At 51.9% G+C, this 15,098-nt stretch carries 12 protein-coding genes; 11 read left to right on the forward strand and 1 reads right to left on the reverse strand.

Annotation, left to right across the window (positions count from 1 at the left end; all coding sequences use genetic code 11):
- Positions 1–372: 372 nt before the first annotated feature.
- Genes AC559G_RS01390 through AC559G_RS01410 form a run of 5 tightly spaced genes read left to right on the forward strand, consistent with a single transcriptional unit; the run spans position 373 to position 5,766 of the window.
- The gene (locus tag AC559G_RS01390; RefSeq protein WP_498910705.1) at positions 373–2,556 is read left to right on the forward strand and encodes a TonB-dependent siderophore receptor; all 2,184 of its coding nucleotides are present in this window, start codon (positions 373–375) and stop codon (positions 2,554–2,556) included.
- A 10-nt stretch (positions 2,557–2,566) separates the two neighbouring features.
- Positions 2,567–3,889, forward strand: a complete 1,323-nt coding sequence (locus AC559G_RS01395) for an aryl-sulfate sulfotransferase (protein WP_498910707.1) — start codon at positions 2,567–2,569, stop codon at positions 3,887–3,889.
- Positions 3,882–4,634 carry an energy transducer TonB gene (locus AC559G_RS01400; protein WP_498910709.1) on the forward strand — a complete coding sequence of 251 codons (753 nt, stop codon included), beginning with the start codon at positions 3,882–3,884 and terminating at the stop codon, positions 4,632–4,634. Before AC559G_RS01395 ends, AC559G_RS01400 begins: the two co-directional genes overlap by 8 nt.
- Positions 4,635–4,645: 11 nt before the next feature.
- Positions 4,646–5,362 (forward strand): MotA/TolQ/ExbB proton channel family protein, encoded by a 717-nt coding sequence (locus AC559G_RS01405; protein ID WP_498910711.1) that lies wholly within the window; start codon positions 4,646–4,648, stop codon positions 5,360–5,362.
- Between the two features lie 2 nt (positions 5,363–5,364).
- Positions 5,365–5,766 (forward strand): ExbD/TolR family protein, encoded by a 402-nt coding sequence (locus AC559G_RS01410; protein WP_498910713.1) that lies wholly within the window; start codon positions 5,365–5,367, stop codon positions 5,764–5,766.
- 13 nt (positions 5,767–5,779) lie between these two features.
- Here AC559G_RS01410 and AC559G_RS01415 read toward each other — a convergent pair whose 3' ends face one another.
- Positions 5,780–6,718, reverse strand: a complete 939-nt coding sequence (locus AC559G_RS01415; protein ID WP_498910715.1) for a LysR family transcriptional regulator — start codon at positions 6,716–6,718, stop codon at positions 5,780–5,782.
- Between the two features lie 513 nt (positions 6,719–7,231).
- Here AC559G_RS01415 and AC559G_RS01420 point away from each other — a divergent pair.
- The 6 genes from AC559G_RS01420 to AC559G_RS01445 all read left to right on the forward strand — a co-directional run bounded on the left by AC559G_RS01420 (position 7,232) and on the right by AC559G_RS01445 (position 15,091).
- Complete coding sequence (locus AC559G_RS01420; protein WP_498910717.1) at positions 7,232–8,050, forward strand: winged helix-turn-helix domain-containing protein; 819 nt, start codon at positions 7,232–7,234, stop codon at positions 8,048–8,050.
- Positions 8,047–8,538 carry a FidL-like protein gene (locus AC559G_RS01425; protein WP_095845750.1) on the forward strand — a complete coding sequence of 164 codons (492 nt, stop codon included), beginning with the start codon at positions 8,047–8,049 and terminating at the stop codon, positions 8,536–8,538. Before AC559G_RS01420 ends, AC559G_RS01425 begins: the two co-directional genes overlap by 4 nt.
- A 1,698-nt stretch (positions 8,539–10,236) precedes the next feature.
- Positions 10,237–10,833 (forward strand): fimbrial protein, encoded by a 597-nt coding sequence (locus AC559G_RS01430; protein ID WP_498910719.1) that lies wholly within the window; start codon positions 10,237–10,239, stop codon positions 10,831–10,833.
- A gap of 55 nt (positions 10,834–10,888) precedes the next feature.
- On the forward strand, positions 10,889–11,584 hold the full coding sequence (locus tag AC559G_RS01435; protein ID WP_498910721.1) for a fimbrial biogenesis chaperone: 696 nt from the start codon (positions 10,889–10,891) through the stop codon (positions 11,582–11,584).
- Between the two features lie 4 nt (positions 11,585–11,588).
- Complete coding sequence (locus AC559G_RS01440) at positions 11,589–14,021, forward strand: fimbria/pilus outer membrane usher protein (RefSeq protein WP_498910723.1); 2,433 nt, start codon at positions 11,589–11,591, stop codon at positions 14,019–14,021.
- Positions 14,022–14,023: 2 nt separating this feature from the next.
- Positions 14,024–15,091, forward strand: a complete 1,068-nt coding sequence (locus AC559G_RS01445; protein ID WP_498910725.1) for a fimbrial protein — start codon at positions 14,024–14,026, stop codon at positions 15,089–15,091.
- The last annotated feature ends 7 nt before the right edge of the window (positions 15,092–15,098 follow it).

Consider the following 15,098-nt stretch of genomic DNA (forward strand, 5'->3'; position numbering starts at 1 on the left):
TGCATATGCCGGGCAGGCACCGAGTTCTAACCTTATCCCCGTGGAATAATTTATTTTAGCGTATTCCGGTTAGTGAAATATAACGGGACAGTACGTCTGGGAAATAAAATAACTCCGCCGGAGAAGTATTTTGGCGGAAATATAAAAATCAAATATACCCTTCATACTTCAAGTTGCAGATAAATAAAATTGATGTATGCAGGAGCAAATTATATCTATACCCAAAATACTTCGAGTTGCCGCCTTCCTGCAACTTGAAGTATGAAGGGTATACACCGGAGAATAAATATTATGCCGTCTCTTTATTCCACCATAAGGTTAAAACCGATTTCTTTCGCTATTGCCGCAGCGCTAGCCGGTGGACCCGGTGTTGTGCTGGCCGAAACCAATGATACTGCGACCTATATTCAACAGCAGGGAACCGAGGAAAACGAACCCCAGGCCGAAGCCGAAAATCGCCAGGGCCAGTCGCCGGCGGCCGGTGAGGCGCGAGTGCTGAGCACGGTAACGGTCAGCGCACAGCGCGGCACCGTCGTCAGCAGCGGCACCTTGGGCACGCGCAGCGATCTGAAAACGCCGTTTGCCACCCACAGCATCAATAGCGAAAAGATCGAGGAACGGCAGGCGAAAACCATCGGCAAACTGTTTGCCGGCGAAGCCGGCGTCGAGGCCAAGGGCAGCACTTACGGGCTGGATGCCTATGCCCTGGCGGTGCGCGGTCTGCCGTTGGACTTCGTCAATGGCTACAAGATCGACGGCCACCCGTTCCAGATGTACGGGGTGGAGCTGCCGCTGGAAATGTTTGAGCAGGTGCAGTTGCTCAAGGGCGCGACCGGCTTCCTTTACGGCATCGGATCGCCCGGCGGCATCGTCAACTACATCTCGAAAAAACCGACCAATACCCCAACGTTGTCGATCGCGGCAGGCTATTCGCAGGACAGCATTTTCAGCCAGCACCTGGATGCCGGCGGCCGCTTTGGCGAAGACGATCGCTTCGGCTACCGCTTTAACGCGGTTAACGAAAAGGGCGAGGCGTATAACGGCACGAAAGTCGATCGCCAGGCGGTGTCCCTCTATATGGATATGCGGATCACGCCTTCGCTGGTGTGGCGTGCCAACGGCTTGTATCAAGAGCGCGATCTGGAAGGCGGCATTACCACGCTTAGCATTAGCCGTGCCGGGAACTATGCCTATTCCGGCAACGCCTTGCCGGCAGCGATCAACGGGCGTAAAGACCTGACCGCCTATGATTCCTCTTATTACAACTCAACGGTGTGGGTGGGCGCCACCGGGCTGGAGTGGTCAATCAACGATAGCTGGACGCTGGACGCCAGTTACTCGCACACTTTCAAACGTATTGATTCGCGCGACGAAACGCTCTACCTGCGCAACGCCCAGGGGGATTACAACGTAGCGCTGCGGCAATTCTATCGCCCGACGCTGAACTACGATTCCGTGCAGTTCCGCCTGGAGGGGGATTTTGAAACCGGCTGGCTGACGCACAACATCGTCACCGGGGTGGAATGGCAGCAGCAAACTCGCGATCTCAACATCGGCGATCCCTCGCTCAATCCGGCCACCAGCACCGGCGGGCAAAACCATCTTTATCCCGCTTCCGGCATTTTCCCGGCCGGCAACCTGTACGGCTCCTCGCTCGATCTGGCCTACGACGGCGATTCGCCACGCCGTTACTTCCGCATTTCCGACTGGACCACCAAATCGGCCTATTTCAGCGACACCCTGGGGCTGGGCGACAACTGGTCGCTGTTGCTGGGGCTGCGGAAGTTCGATTACGAAAACAACAACTACTACGTTTCCGGGGCGAAGCGCACCGCTTACCGTGAGAAGCCGCTGACGCCGACCGTGGCGCTGATGTTCAACCCACGGCCCGACACCACGATTTACGCCAGCTACGTTGAAGCGCTGGAAGACGGCGGCAACGTCGGGAGCACCTATGCCAATGCCTACCAGCAGTTGGCGCCGATCGAAAGCAAGCAGTATGAGCTGGGCATCAAGAGCGAACGCAAGGACTGGTCGCTGGCTTCCGCGCTGTTTCGTATCGAACGGGGCACCGGCTACGCCGCAGCGGATAACTACTACGTCGGCGACGGCACGGTGCGTTACGACGGGCTGGAATTCAACGGCAGCTACCGCCCGCTGCCGGGGCTAACCCTCAATGTGGGCAGCACCTGGCTGCGCGCCGAATATCGCGAGGCCGCGGCGGCGGTCGTCGGTAAAAAAGCGGCGGCGGTGCCGACCTATCAGGGGAGTTTCAGCGTGGAAAAAGAGTTCTTCTCGCTGCCCGGGCTGCGCGTTTACGGCGGCGTAACGCACACTGGCAAACAGTACATTGATACCGCCAACACCCTGCAGACCCCGTCCTATGAGCTTTACAACCTTGGCGCCAGCTACCGCGTTCCGCTGGGCAAAGGGCAGATTACCTACCGTGCCGAGCTGAACAACCTGTTGGATAAAGATTACTGGATCGCCGCGAGCAATGCCCTGGTGGTCGGCGCGCCGCGCACGCTCAACCTCAACGTTCGTTACGATTTCTAAGGGAGCCAAGATGAAAAAAGTGTTTAACGTCGCTGCTGCTCTGCTGGTTAGCGCCAAGGTATTGGCGGCGCCGACCGTGTTCCCCACCGGCGTCACCCTGTACGATCCGGCCAAAGCCTGGGGCCATTACACCGTATTCAGCGGCGCGGACGACAAAAGCTATCTGATCGACATGAACGGTAATGTGGTGCGTAGCTGGCCATACCGCGGCTTCCCGACGGAAGTGATCGATCCCGCCGTCAACCAGGGGCGCAAGGGGCACGTGTTTGTGCAACTGGAAGAGCGCAAAGACAGCGATCGGCGCACCTTCGGCAATGGCGTGAATAACCATGCCGTGGCCGAGCTGGACTGGAACGGCAAGGTGGTGTGGCGCTGGGCCGGCGAGCCGGCGGTGGGTAACGCTCACCAGCACCATGAGATAACGCGGCTGGCTAATGGCAACACGCTGCTGTTGGCGAACCGCCTGCACAAGGTGGCCGGTTTCAAGCTGGATGCGTTGATCGACGATGCGATTTATGAAGTTGATCCTAACGGCAACGTGGTCTGGCGTTGGCTAGCCTCCGATCACCTGAACGAGTTCGGCTTTACCCCGGAACAGCTGGAACTGGTGCATAACACCGTTCTCGCGGATTACCTGCACCTGAACAACGCCCGCCCGCTTGGCGAAAACCGCTGGTATGATGCCGGCGATGCGCGTTTCCATCCGGACAACATCATCATTGACTCCCGGCAGGCCAACTTTATCGCCATCATTGATAAACAAACCGGCAAGGTGGTGTGGCGCCTGGGGCCGAACTACCCCTCGGCTGAGCGCAGCAACCCGTTTGCCGCCGAGGCGAAGCTGCCGCGCCCGGTGGATCAGTTAAGCGGTCAGCACGACGTCAAAATAATCCCGAAAGGGCTGCCGGGGGCGGGCAATATTCTGGTGTTCGATAACCAGGGCGGTTCTGGCTACCCGCCGGTGGCTTACCGCATCGCCACCGGCATATCGCGGGTAGTCGAGATAGACCCATCAACCAAACAGATCGTCTGGGAATATCGCCCCGGCTCGGCGTTCTTCAGCGCGTTCACTAGCCTGGCGCGGCGCCTGCCTAACGGCAACACGCTGATCACCGAAGGGCAAAGTGGGCGCGTGTTCCAGGTGACGGCGGAAGGCCAGACGGTGTGGGAATACGTCAGCCCATTCTACGGCAAAGGGCGTAATGGTTTGTACCGCGCGACGCCGGTACCTTACGACTGGGCGCCGGCCGGCACGCCGCACAGTGAACAGGCGGTGACGCCGCCGGCCAATGCGCAATTCCGCGTCGTCAACGAGGAGCAACACCGTGGCTGAAGCGTTCGCGTATCGGCGCTACGCCCTACAGGCAGAGCATGACGCGCCGCCGGCCTGGCCGCCGCAGACGCTGCGGCGCTTGCCCGGCCCTTATCGGCTCCGGGCCTACGAGTGGCTGTTGCTGGGCGTGTTGACGGTGGCCTTGCATGCGGCGGTCATCGTAGCGCTGGCGGCACGCCAGCAGGCGGTCTTGCCGCCGGTGCCGATGCCGGTGGCGGTTTCCATCGAGTTTGCCCAGCCGCCGGCGCCGCCGGTTGAGCAACCGGCAGAACCGCCTGCGCCTGCCGAAGCGCCACCGCCGGTGATTGATGAGGTTGCGCCGCCACCGCCGCCAAAGCCAAAACCCGTGGTCAGGAAAAAGCCGCCGGTGCAAAGCAAACCGGCGCCGAGCGTGCCACGGCCGGCGGAGCACCCGCTTAGCACGCTGCCGGCGGCAAAACCCGCCCCCGCGCCGGCGCCGCTGGTACCGCCTTCGGCCAACGCGGCCTATTTACGTAACCCGGCGCCGGACTACCCAGCGGCCGCGCTCAAACGTGGCTGGCAGGGCACGGTGCTGTTGCAGGTTCAGGTGCGCGCCGATGGCACGCCGCAAAGCGTCCGGCTGCAGAAATCCAGCGGCTATGGGGTGCTGGACGAGGCGGCCAAAGCGGCGGTACAGCGTTGGACATTCGAGCCGGCGCAACGCGGCGGCAAGCCGGAAGCCGGCTGGGTTACGGTTCCGATTAATTTCAATTTAACTTCATGAGGCGACAGGCTATGACTTTGGGACACATTGAATTGGCATCGGCGGAAGGCGCCGTCATTTTGCTACTGCTGTTTTTCTCTGTGCTGACCTGGCTGATCGGCCTGGCCAAGCTGGTGCAGTTTTCGCGGCAAAAGCAGCGCAACCGGCGTTTCCAGCGGGCATTTTGGCAGCAGGAGAGCATCAGTGGCGCCCTGGCGGCAACGGGGAACGCGCCGGGCGCCTCTGCCAACCTAGCGCGGGCTAGCCTGGATGCCGCGCAGGCGGTAGCGGGGCGCGCCGCTGGCGCGGTCAATTTGCCAGACCGCATTGAGCGCGCGTTGCGCCAGCAGATCCAGCGCGAACGCCGTTCGCTGGAAGCCGGGCTGGCGGTGTTGGCCAGTATCGGCAGTACCTCGCCGTTTATCGGCCTGTTCGGCACGGTATGGGGGATTATGGCGGCGCTGCAGGAGATCGGCCAGACCGGCTCCGCCAGCCTGGATACCGTCGCCGGGCCGATCGGCAACGCCCTGATCGCCACCGGCGTCGGCATCGCCGTCGCGGTTCCCGCTGTACTGGTCTACAACTATTTCATTCGCCGCATGAAGCTGCATGTGGCCTATCTGGATGATTTCGCCCACGATATTTTCAGCGTGGCCCAGGCACAGGAATTCCACCTGTTTACCGCCACTGGGGCAGAACAGGTGCCCGCGCCTTATACTGCCCCCCTTAAAATGCAGCCGGTGGTGTGATTATGGCTTTTGTCTCGCAGGATAACGATGAAGTGATGAGTGAAATGAACATCACGCCGCTGGTGGATGTGATGTTGGTGCTGCTGGTGGTATTCATCGTCACCGCCCCGATGCTGACCAACGCCATCCCGATTAAACTGCCGAAAACCGAGGCCGTGGCGCCGCCGGAACAGCGGGACCCGTTGGTGGTCAGTATCGACGCGCAGGCGCAGCTGTTTGTGAATAAAACGGCGGTGCCGCGCGAGATGTTGATCCCGCGCTTGCAGCAGGCCAAGGCGGAAAACGCCGATCTGATCGTGCAACTGCAGGCGGATGAGGACGCTAACTACGGCGCGGTGGCCGGGATCCTGGCCGAAATGGAAAAAGCCGGCATCACCCGCCTGGCGCTGTTGACGCAAAAATAGCGCGGTGCGGTTTTTATTCGCTAGCCGCCAGCCAGTTCACCGGATCGTGGCGATCGGTGTCGACGATGGTATCGATCATCAGCTGTGCCAGCGGCGGCAGGGGCTTGTTCATCATGGAAATAATGCCGAAGTGGGTGCACATCTTTTCCCATTCCGGCGGCGCTTCCGCCAGGTTAATCCGCACCAGCCCGTGGCTTTCCTGCAGCAGCTCAAAGGTATCGGCGCTGGCGAAGCTGATGGCGTTGCTGTGGCGCAGGACGCCGAACAGCGAGTAGACATAGTCGCACTGGATGTGCGGCGTGAAGTCCGACTGCTGGCTCAGCGCCGCCAGCACCTTGCGGATGCCGGTCGGCAGATAGGGCGCGGCAAAAGGGTAGCTCAGTAACTGTGCCGGCGTGACGCCGCCTTGTTCCGCCAGCGGGTGCGAACGGTGGCAGACAAAAAAGCAGCGCTGGCTGCGCAGCGGCTGCACTCTCAGCTCCGGGTTGGTTTCAGCCTGCCAGATATCTGCGATAAAAAAGGAAAATTCATCGGCGATCAGCCGCTGGTGCAGCGATTGCCAGTTATCGACGCTGTAGGTGATCCGCACGCCTGGACGCAGGCGGTTGAAGTGGGCGATCGCCTGCGGGATCAGCAGCGAAGAGGGCGCCGGGCCGCAGCCGAAAAACAGGCTCCCGCTCTGTTCATCGCTCATGTCGCGCATCTCTTTGAGCAGATCGTCGGACAGTTCCTGCATGCGCCGCGCCATCGGCAGCAGCTTTTCTCCCTGCCAGGTGAGGGCAAACTGTTTGCTCTGGCGCTCTATCAGTTGGCAACCCACGGATTGTTCCAGCGCCTGAATGCTGCGGCTGAAGGCTGATTGCGACAGGTAAACCGCTTCGGCCGCCTGCACAAAACTTTTGTGTTCAGCCAGCGCGAGAAAGTTACGCAGTTGCCGTAGATCCAAATTCATCGCTATGTCGCCCCAAGGTATGGTATTTACGCCATTTTGTAGGGAGATGGCAGGTAAAAGACAATGACATAACGTTATAAGATATGCCGCCGCTCATCCCCCACCTTTGCGGCGTAACTTACGGCAGATTAATTCATTGCAGCCCTAAACGGAAAAACAGCATTAACGAACACGGTAAATAATTATCCTTCCATTTTCCCTGTATCATTTATGGCAATCAGAATGTGCTGTTAAGATGCAATGGCGGTATCGGCATGTTTTTATCTGTGGAGTAGGTTTGTCTTTAGCCTGCTCTCATTATTCATAATGCCGTTGGTAGCAGAATATACTTTATGCCGGCTATTAGTATGTGCCGTTGCGCTGGTGAAAAGCAGTAATAGCCCGATATCGCGTGGATCAGTCTGTTTTTACTCTGCGGCTATATTTTTTCGCCTACATTATCCGAGAAAGTGAACGTACGCATTTGTATTATCTGGGTACTTAGATTCGCTCGCTATAAGAATCTGATTTATAATGGATGCGATCCGCGAGCATAGGGTGATTTTTTGCATGATTTATACGATCGACGGGACCATAACTTATAACTCAGATGATTGCACATTGAGCCATCTGCCCACGCAGGAGACGCTAAGCCTGAGTATTTCATCTGGCCGGCTGTTCGAGCAATTGCTCAACTCCAACGGTGAAATTCTGGCAAGGGACGTACTGTTGACGGAGGTGTGGGATAAATATGGGCTACGCGGTTCGAATAACAATCTTAATCAATATCTCAGCATTGTGCGGCGCGCACTGGCAGCATTTGGCTGTGAAAATTTGATCATCACCGTGCCTAAAATGGGGATCCGCCTTAACGCGGATATTCCCATCACGCGGGAAGCGTTTGCCCGAGAAGATGTATCGCAATCTTCGCTGACTGAAACTTCCTCGCCGGTTAAAAGCCGCGCCAAGGCGCACGTCGCCCTTTATGGTTGCCTGCTGCTGGCAGGGTTGCTGATTTGTCTGATTGCAGGCCGAAGCTGGTACTATCTGGTAATAAAAGCGGGTAAACAGGAAATTGCACCGGTTTCCATCTCCCTGGCGGGCGGCTGTCGTGTCGTGTTTTTAGAGGGGGGGGACAGCCCGGCTGAGCCGGAACTGAAGAACCAAATCCAACAAATGATGCGCGAAAATCACCAAACCTGTGATAACAGCCTGCGTCTCTATTTCGATAAAAATACCGCATTCTCTCCGCAAAATTATGGCAGAACGCTCATCTCTTTCTGCAAGCTGGATAACAGCGGAAATGTTATCTCGTGCGATAACGTCTATTATCTCGACTGGAGAATGAGTTGAAAAGAACCACCACGATAGCGTTGGCCGCCATGATCCTGCTCGCTCTGATTTCCCTGGGGGCAGTGACGTTTATGCGCCACGTCGACGATTTTCCATTTCGTTGCTCCACCTTTACGCGTTATGACCTAAGCCGTAAAGAGGGGGTGAGTATTGAGTTTGCGCTGAAGCATGATCTGCGTTTCCAGGATAAATCCTCAGGCTATTTATTGCTCAATGGGCAGGTGGCCTACGGCGATAAGGTTACCACCCTTAATCGTCGAATTAGCCTCAATCAGGGCGATAAAATTGATTATGATACTTATCGCTATCATATTGATAATATTATTAAATCATCGACCGACAATACCCCTGATGCGGCTTTTAATCACCTATTGGCAGAGTTGATGCTTGATCCCTCTTCTTTACAGCTGAATGTGGTGCAGCTCGATAAAAAAACCTATCTGATTGGCGGTCCCCTCTCTCATTTGTTCACCTGCCAGCGCTACTGAATCGATAATTTTCGCTCATCATGCCGAATATCCGTACGGCGTTCGGCATGATTACACCCACCTTCAATCGCTGTATCGGCACATGTAATACGGTTAAATCAATCCGCGAAGATATTCTGGAACAAAAACCTATAAATTTATAATTTATAGGTTTTTGTTCTGTCTTTGGTGCCATTAATTGGGTAATATTTTATTTTGACGATGGCGCCTCCAAGGCTGCATGGGTAAAAAGGGGAAAATGGCTTCCTTTCCGCTCGCAACTTCTAGTTCAACGGCCACTACGATATTGTGCAAACAAATCAGACTGCCGTGCCGATAAGCGGGTTGTTGGATTATACGTCACCGCTTATGAATGGGGATAAATCTATAAATGGTTTTTAAATGGAATTTTTATCCAAAAATTATATTTTATTAGCATATTTATCTACTTAGTGGTTCCGATGCACATAATGGAGCCGTACCCTTCGGTTTATCGTAGTGACTCATCTTTTTAGTGTGTAATTCTTACTTTATTTAATTTAATAGAATAATAATCTAATTATGTCGTTTTTATATCTTTAAATTGCTGGTGCAGACGGTTTGCGCGTAAATTTAATCCGAAGAAAAGGTAGTGCGTCTGGACGGATATTAGTCAGCATTGAGTATAAACAGGATGTAAAGCGATGCCGGCAGCTCGGGGTTAAGTGGATATTATTCGAGATAAGGGGAATCAATGCAGTCAAGTAATTTTCTTGAGTCAAATTAAAAATAAGGCTTTAGGTTGATTTTTATCAATTCATTGCTCTTTATGGTTAAACTTTGAACTTGCGTGAGGGCGCGATAAAATAGGTTGTGTCATCTAGGATTAATCCGTTCCTTGGTAAGTTTATTTGTAAAGAAAAATCTTAACTTATACATTTAACTGGAGGTGTGGTAATGAAAATATATATATATCAAATGGATGGTTGTTGTTTTTTATTGGCTTAATGTCAAGCTGTTCATTTGTTTTTTTAAGAAATGTCCACTTAATAAATCATTAACATTCATGCTCAATCTGGGTAAAAATAGCCACATAAAATTTTTGCAAAACTGGATTGCCGGTAAAAAGTAGGTACGTGATGAGCACAAATTTTATTGTTCGGCAAGCCCGGAATAAACAGTGCCGGGATAAATAGGTTGGTTGTAATGGGGGAGATTAGAGTTATTATTCTCGGCGGTGATGCATTTATGACCGCAGGTGTGAAGCGTATTATTTCATGCCTCGCCATGCCTAAGAATATGTTTGAGGTCAGAAATGGTGGGGTTATTGACTGCTTGACAGCTAATCGTACTGATTATCAGAGGACTATCGTTATTGGACCAAGACACTTGTTAAATGTTATTAGCTTGTTTCCGAACGACATTAGCGTTATCGCGGCATGTAACCGGATAAGCGTCGATGAGTTTGTGCAGCTATTGAGTGGTCGGCCAATAAGTAGAGCTCAAATGCGGTCATCTTATATCCCCAGGTTGACCAAAGTCGAAAGACGCTATTGCTTGCTGTTGGCTCAGGGCGTCTCAGTAGAACAGATGGCAATTCTTTTTCACTGTGGGCGAAAGAACATCAGCAACATTAAAGCAAAAGTGATGACGAAGTGGAGGTGTCAGAATACTTTAGAATTTTATAAGTTATTACTCACTCTTTTAGAAATAATATGAATGACCAAGGAAATCATGTAAATGGAAAATCGTACTTTTAATAAAACTACTATCGGATTAGTTGCTTTTTTATTTTGTAATCTTGCTTCCGCGACCACCACTTCTGGCGTGGGTGGCGGCACTATTACCTTCTCCGGAGCAGTCACCGATGTAACCTGTAATGTTACCACCAACAACGGCAGTGATTTCACCGTGGACATGTCCCCGGTCACTGCCACTGACGTTGGTTCTACAGTTGGCATAGTGACGGCGAACCCACAACAATTCAGCCTGACGGTTGACGGTTGTACGGGGTTCAACAGCACCAGTACCACAGCCCAAGCGCTGAAGATCACATTCTCCGGTTCAAATGTTTCGGATGACGGCATTTATCTGAAGAATTTATCCGGTACCGCCACGGGCGTAGGCATTGGTATTACCTCCGACGGTAGCTCGCTGGTGGCGTTGAACAGTGCACTGAATACCGGTCTGGCGACTACGTCGTCCGATTCGTCAAAATATGACACCGCGGCGAACGGCACTCTGAGCTACTACGCCAACTATTACAATTATGGCGGAAGTTCTGTCACCACCGGTTCTGTGATCACCACGGCAACCTATACCTTTGAATACGAGTAATCGTTAACGCTATTTGGATGAAATAACAGGACAAGGATGTCCTCCCAGGAAAAACATGATCAGTAAGATAACTTTGCTGTGCTCTTTATTGCTGACGAGCACATTTTATGCCCATGCCAGCGTAGTGGTGAATAACACCCGGGTCATTTTTGATGGTGGGAAGAAAAGCACCAATGTGCAGTTAATGAATAAATCGTCAGAAGCGCATCTGGTGCAATCATGGATTGATGACGGCAATCCGGAGGCCAGACCTGAGAATTTGAAATTAGCGTTGGCGGTCGTACCGGCGGTGGTCCGTATTGATGCGGATAACGGCCAGGTACTGAATATCGTTAAAAATGATCTGGCAGCGAGTCTGCCAATCGATCGTGAAAGTGTGTTTTGGCTGAATATTATTGATGTTCCCCCCGTTCCGCAGAACAAAAGCGGTAACTATTTACAATTTGCGGTGCGGAGCCGCTTAAAAGTGTTCTATCGCCCAGCAGGATTAGCGATAAGCCCAAACAGCATCAATCAGCATATCCGTGTTCAGGGCGCTTGCATTAAAAATGAGACGCCCTATTTCGTTACCGTGATAGGCATTGAGGATAAGAAAAGCAAAGGAGGCAATCTCCTTGATAAGACGTTGTTATTAAGGCCATTCTCTTGTCATGAGTATGATAAACGCTATCTGCTGAGCGAGCGGAAATCCTACACTTTTAAAATTATTGATGATTTTGGCACGCAAAGAGACATCGATATCAGCAACTGAGATTATGAAAATTTGCAATCGATTGACCATCATCCTGTTGCTATCTGGCGCTACATTTTCATGCTCCGTTTTAGCCGCTGCTGAATTTGACCAAAGCTTCATGGTTGGCACCAGCGCCAAAGCGCTCTCACAGGCACAAAAGAGCACCATCAGTCCTGGCATTTATTCCGCTGATGTTTTTGTCAATAAAGAGTGGAAAGGGAAATATGATGTAAAAATCGATGCTGATGGCGCGGTTTATGTCAATGCAGGCTATCTGAATAATCTTGATATTAAAACGCTGTTGCTGGCGGAACAGCGCAACGCGGCGGAGTGGGTTTTGCTGGTGCAATATCTCGAGCAGCGCGCCGTTGTGTTCCACCACGATAGTCTGCGCCTCGAGATTACCGTACCGCAGGCGGATATCATCGCGCATGATAAAAATTGGTTGCCCCCCGAACTCTGGGATAAGGGGATCAGTGGCCTGTATACCAACTACAATATGCTCTATTCACAGAGTCGCTACCGTAATAGCGGTGACGACCAATCTTATTTATATCTGTCGCTCAATAGCGGCCTGAATCTGGCTGACTGGCATTTCCGTGATAACTCTTACTACTATCGTCGCCAAAATGCCGAAGCGAAGTGGGTGAACCGTAGCCGTTATCTGGAGAAATCGCTACCGGCGATCAACGCGATCGCAACATTGGGTGACAATTCCAGCAATGCCGACTGGTTCGATAGCTTCGATTTTCGCGGTCTGGGCGTGAAAAAAGATCTGACGATGCTGCCGGACAGTTATCGCACCTATATGCCGGTAATTAAAGGTACTGCTGACAGCAACGCAGTCATTAAGGTACTGCAGGCCGGCAAAATTATTTACCAGCAGAGTGTGCCTGCCGGGCCGTTTATCGTCGCCGATCTGATGCCAACCGGCTCACGCTCCGATCTCAACCTGGTGATTGAGAATGCGAATGGCACCACCAGTTCGTCTTTTATCCCTTATTCAGCGGCTTCGAGCATGTTGCGTAGCGGTTCTTCCGACTGGTTGTTTAACGCCGGTCAGTTACGCACCGACTCACTGTTGGATAAAAGCTATTTCTCACAGGCGGAGTATTCGTTGGGGGTGAATAACTACCTGACGCTGGCGGCCGGTTCGATTTTGAGCAGCAGATACAAATCGGGTTTGATCGGTGCATCGGTGTTGGTGCCCTATGCCGGAACCCTTTCAGCCAGCGTTGAACAGGCCGCCCTGCAAGCTGCGCAGAACAAAGCCAGCGGCAGCAAAAGTAGAATTGCCTGGAACCGCTATTTTAGTGCCAATACCAATGTTACTGTCAGCCTGACACATAAAAAACCGGATTATCTGACGCTGAATGAATCCGACTCCATCAGCCAATACATCAGCAACAAGATCGGTTATCAGGCGCAGGAAAAAAACAGTCTGAGCATTTCGGTGGATCAGCGTTTGCCTGAAGGTTACGGCACGCTGTCGGCCAGCATTTATACCGTTGACTACTGGAATACCCAAGATAAATCGAAGCAATATTCATTGGGGTGGAGTAATAGCTATAATAATATTTCCTGGACATTGAATGCCGGAAGACGTCTGTATAGTCAGGGCTATACTGTCGGCCTGGACGATGCTCAGGATATAGACGTAAAATATTATGACGAATCGTACGCTAGCCTGTCTTTAAGTATTCCGATCTCCATTTTTGAGCGTGCAAGCAGTATTAGTTCCTCTCTGACGACGGAGGGAAAAGAATACAGTTCATCATCTTTGAGCTGGAACCACCAATATGCAGACAACCTGCGCTATAATCTGTCGGTGAAAAATAGCCAGCAAGAAAAAACCACGGCAGGCGGTTATGTTTCCTATGATTCGCCGTTCGCCAATCTTACCGGTAATGTCACTAAAGGCAGTAACTACAGCCAGTATGGCGTTGGGGCCACCGGCAGCATTTTGGCTTCACAGTATGGCGTGTTGACATCGCCAAGAACGGGCAGCAACTTCGTTATCATTGATGCGCCAGGTGTTTCCGGTGCGAAAGTGAACGGCAGTGAAAGTTTTACCACCAACAGTTCTGGTAAAACGCTTATTCCTTATGCTAAAGCCTGGCGGAAAAACAGCTACTATCTACGTTCCGAAGCCGGCAATGATGTGCTAGGTAATATCAAACAAATTGCCCCATGGAAGGGCAGTATTTCCTATGTTAAATATATTACTGATACACGACAGACGTTTTCTTTACGTGCCGTTGATAGCAGAGGGGAACCATTGTCTTTTGGTTCATCTATTTTTGACAAGAAAGGGCGTGAGCTCGGATATGTAGCACAAGGGAGCCTGATTTATATAAAGGCGAACACGTTGCCTGATTATATTTTAATTAAAGCAGAAGATGATTCTTGTGTTGTAAGGAACGCGACTATTACAGGCAAAAACATATGCAAATAATCATGTTTAAAAAGTATTTACTCAATGTGCTCTTGGCATTCTTTGGGCTTTTTTCTGGGGGGCAGGTACATGCTGCCTGGTGTGATCCATATGGCATTTTGATCGGTGACCGTTCAATGGCGGTCACCAGTAACGGTTCCACTGATATTAGCGATATGCTTTCGTTAAGTACTAGCTATTCTTACACCCAAAGCTCAAATTTTTCAAATTATACGTTACAGTGCTGGTCCGGTTCGACAACGTTGTATTATCGTAATGGTATAGATGGCGGTTACACGGTTAAATTCACTAATGGAGATCTGGATACCTATATCAAATTTACCGCATCGCTATCAAAAAGCAGCCAAACGTTTACGGGCTTTGTAAACACGGCTATTGCGGCAAGTACTTTTGATGCCGATATGACGCTTAACGCCGAGGTCGTGAACGGTACTACCTATGATGCCACGACCACGGGTTCCAGCATAGAGCTACCGGTCTTGTACTTGGTGACCTCAAGCGGCAATTCCACCTATGCAACCGCAAGCGCTTTGCGCAATGTTGTCTCTACTTCTGCTCAGGCAGCCTCAGCCTCATTCAGTTATGTCAAAGCATTTGCGTCGATGACGGTGAATTTCTTGCCGACCACTACGACCTGCGTCATTGAGAACCTTGCGTTTTCCTTGCCCAACACTACTGTTTTTGCGTTGAAATCCGGTGATTATTCGGACAGCCAGTTCACGATCCCGGTGAGCTGTAGCGGCAGCGTGAATAGCTTCGCCACGAAGACGTTTAATTTACGCGCCTACAGTAACGATCTGGTCGATACCGGCAATTACATAATCAGAAATCCCTCCTCAACTTCATCCGGCATTGGTTTTCAGTTATTTAACAGTGCTGCGGATCCCATCAAAATGAGCTCAACGTTTGATTCCAGCGCCACCTCGTTGGCCTCAATGACCAAAAGCAGTAGTTTGGTCTCGTCACTCACCGGCATAGATATCGGCGCACGCTACAAGATTTACGACAGCAGTAATCTCTCGGCTGGCTCGGTGGTTGGCACTATGGTGATTTATATGGAATATGAGTAGATATCGA

Origin of the sequence: Gibbsiella greigii (genome assembly GCF_039540155.1) — a bacterium.
Lineage (GTDB): Bacteria > Pseudomonadota > Gammaproteobacteria > Enterobacterales > Enterobacteriaceae > Gibbsiella > Gibbsiella quercinecans.

Excerpts from the sequence above, each read along its gene's own strand:
- AC559G_RS01395 (WP_498910707.1), top strand. The coding sequence starts at position 2,567 with ATGAAAAAAGTGTTTAACGTCGCTGCTGCTCTGCTGGTTAGCGCCAAG.
- AC559G_RS01415 (WP_498910715.1), bottom strand. The coding sequence starts at position 6,718 with ATGAATTTGGATCTACGGCAACTGCGTAACTTTCTCGCGCTGGCTGAA.
- AC559G_RS01420 (WP_498910717.1), top strand. The coding sequence starts at position 7,232 with ATGGATGCGATCCGCGAGCATAGGGTGATTTTTTGCATGATTTATACG.
- AC559G_RS01430 (WP_498910719.1), top strand. The coding sequence starts at position 10,237 with ATGGAAAATCGTACTTTTAATAAAACTACTATCGGATTAGTTGCTTTT.
- AC559G_RS01410 (WP_498910713.1), top strand. The coding sequence starts at position 5,365 with ATGGCTTTTGTCTCGCAGGATAACGATGAAGTGATGAGTGAAATGAAC.
- AC559G_RS01435 (WP_498910721.1), top strand. The coding sequence starts at position 10,889 with ATGATCAGTAAGATAACTTTGCTGTGCTCTTTATTGCTGACGAGCACA.
- AC559G_RS01440 (WP_498910723.1), top strand. The coding sequence starts at position 11,589 with ATGAAAATTTGCAATCGATTGACCATCATCCTGTTGCTATCTGGCGCT.
- AC559G_RS01445 (WP_498910725.1), top strand. The coding sequence starts at position 14,024 with ATGTTTAAAAAGTATTTACTCAATGTGCTCTTGGCATTCTTTGGGCTT.
- AC559G_RS01405 (WP_498910711.1), top strand. The coding sequence starts at position 4,646 with ATGACTTTGGGACACATTGAATTGGCATCGGCGGAAGGCGCCGTCATT.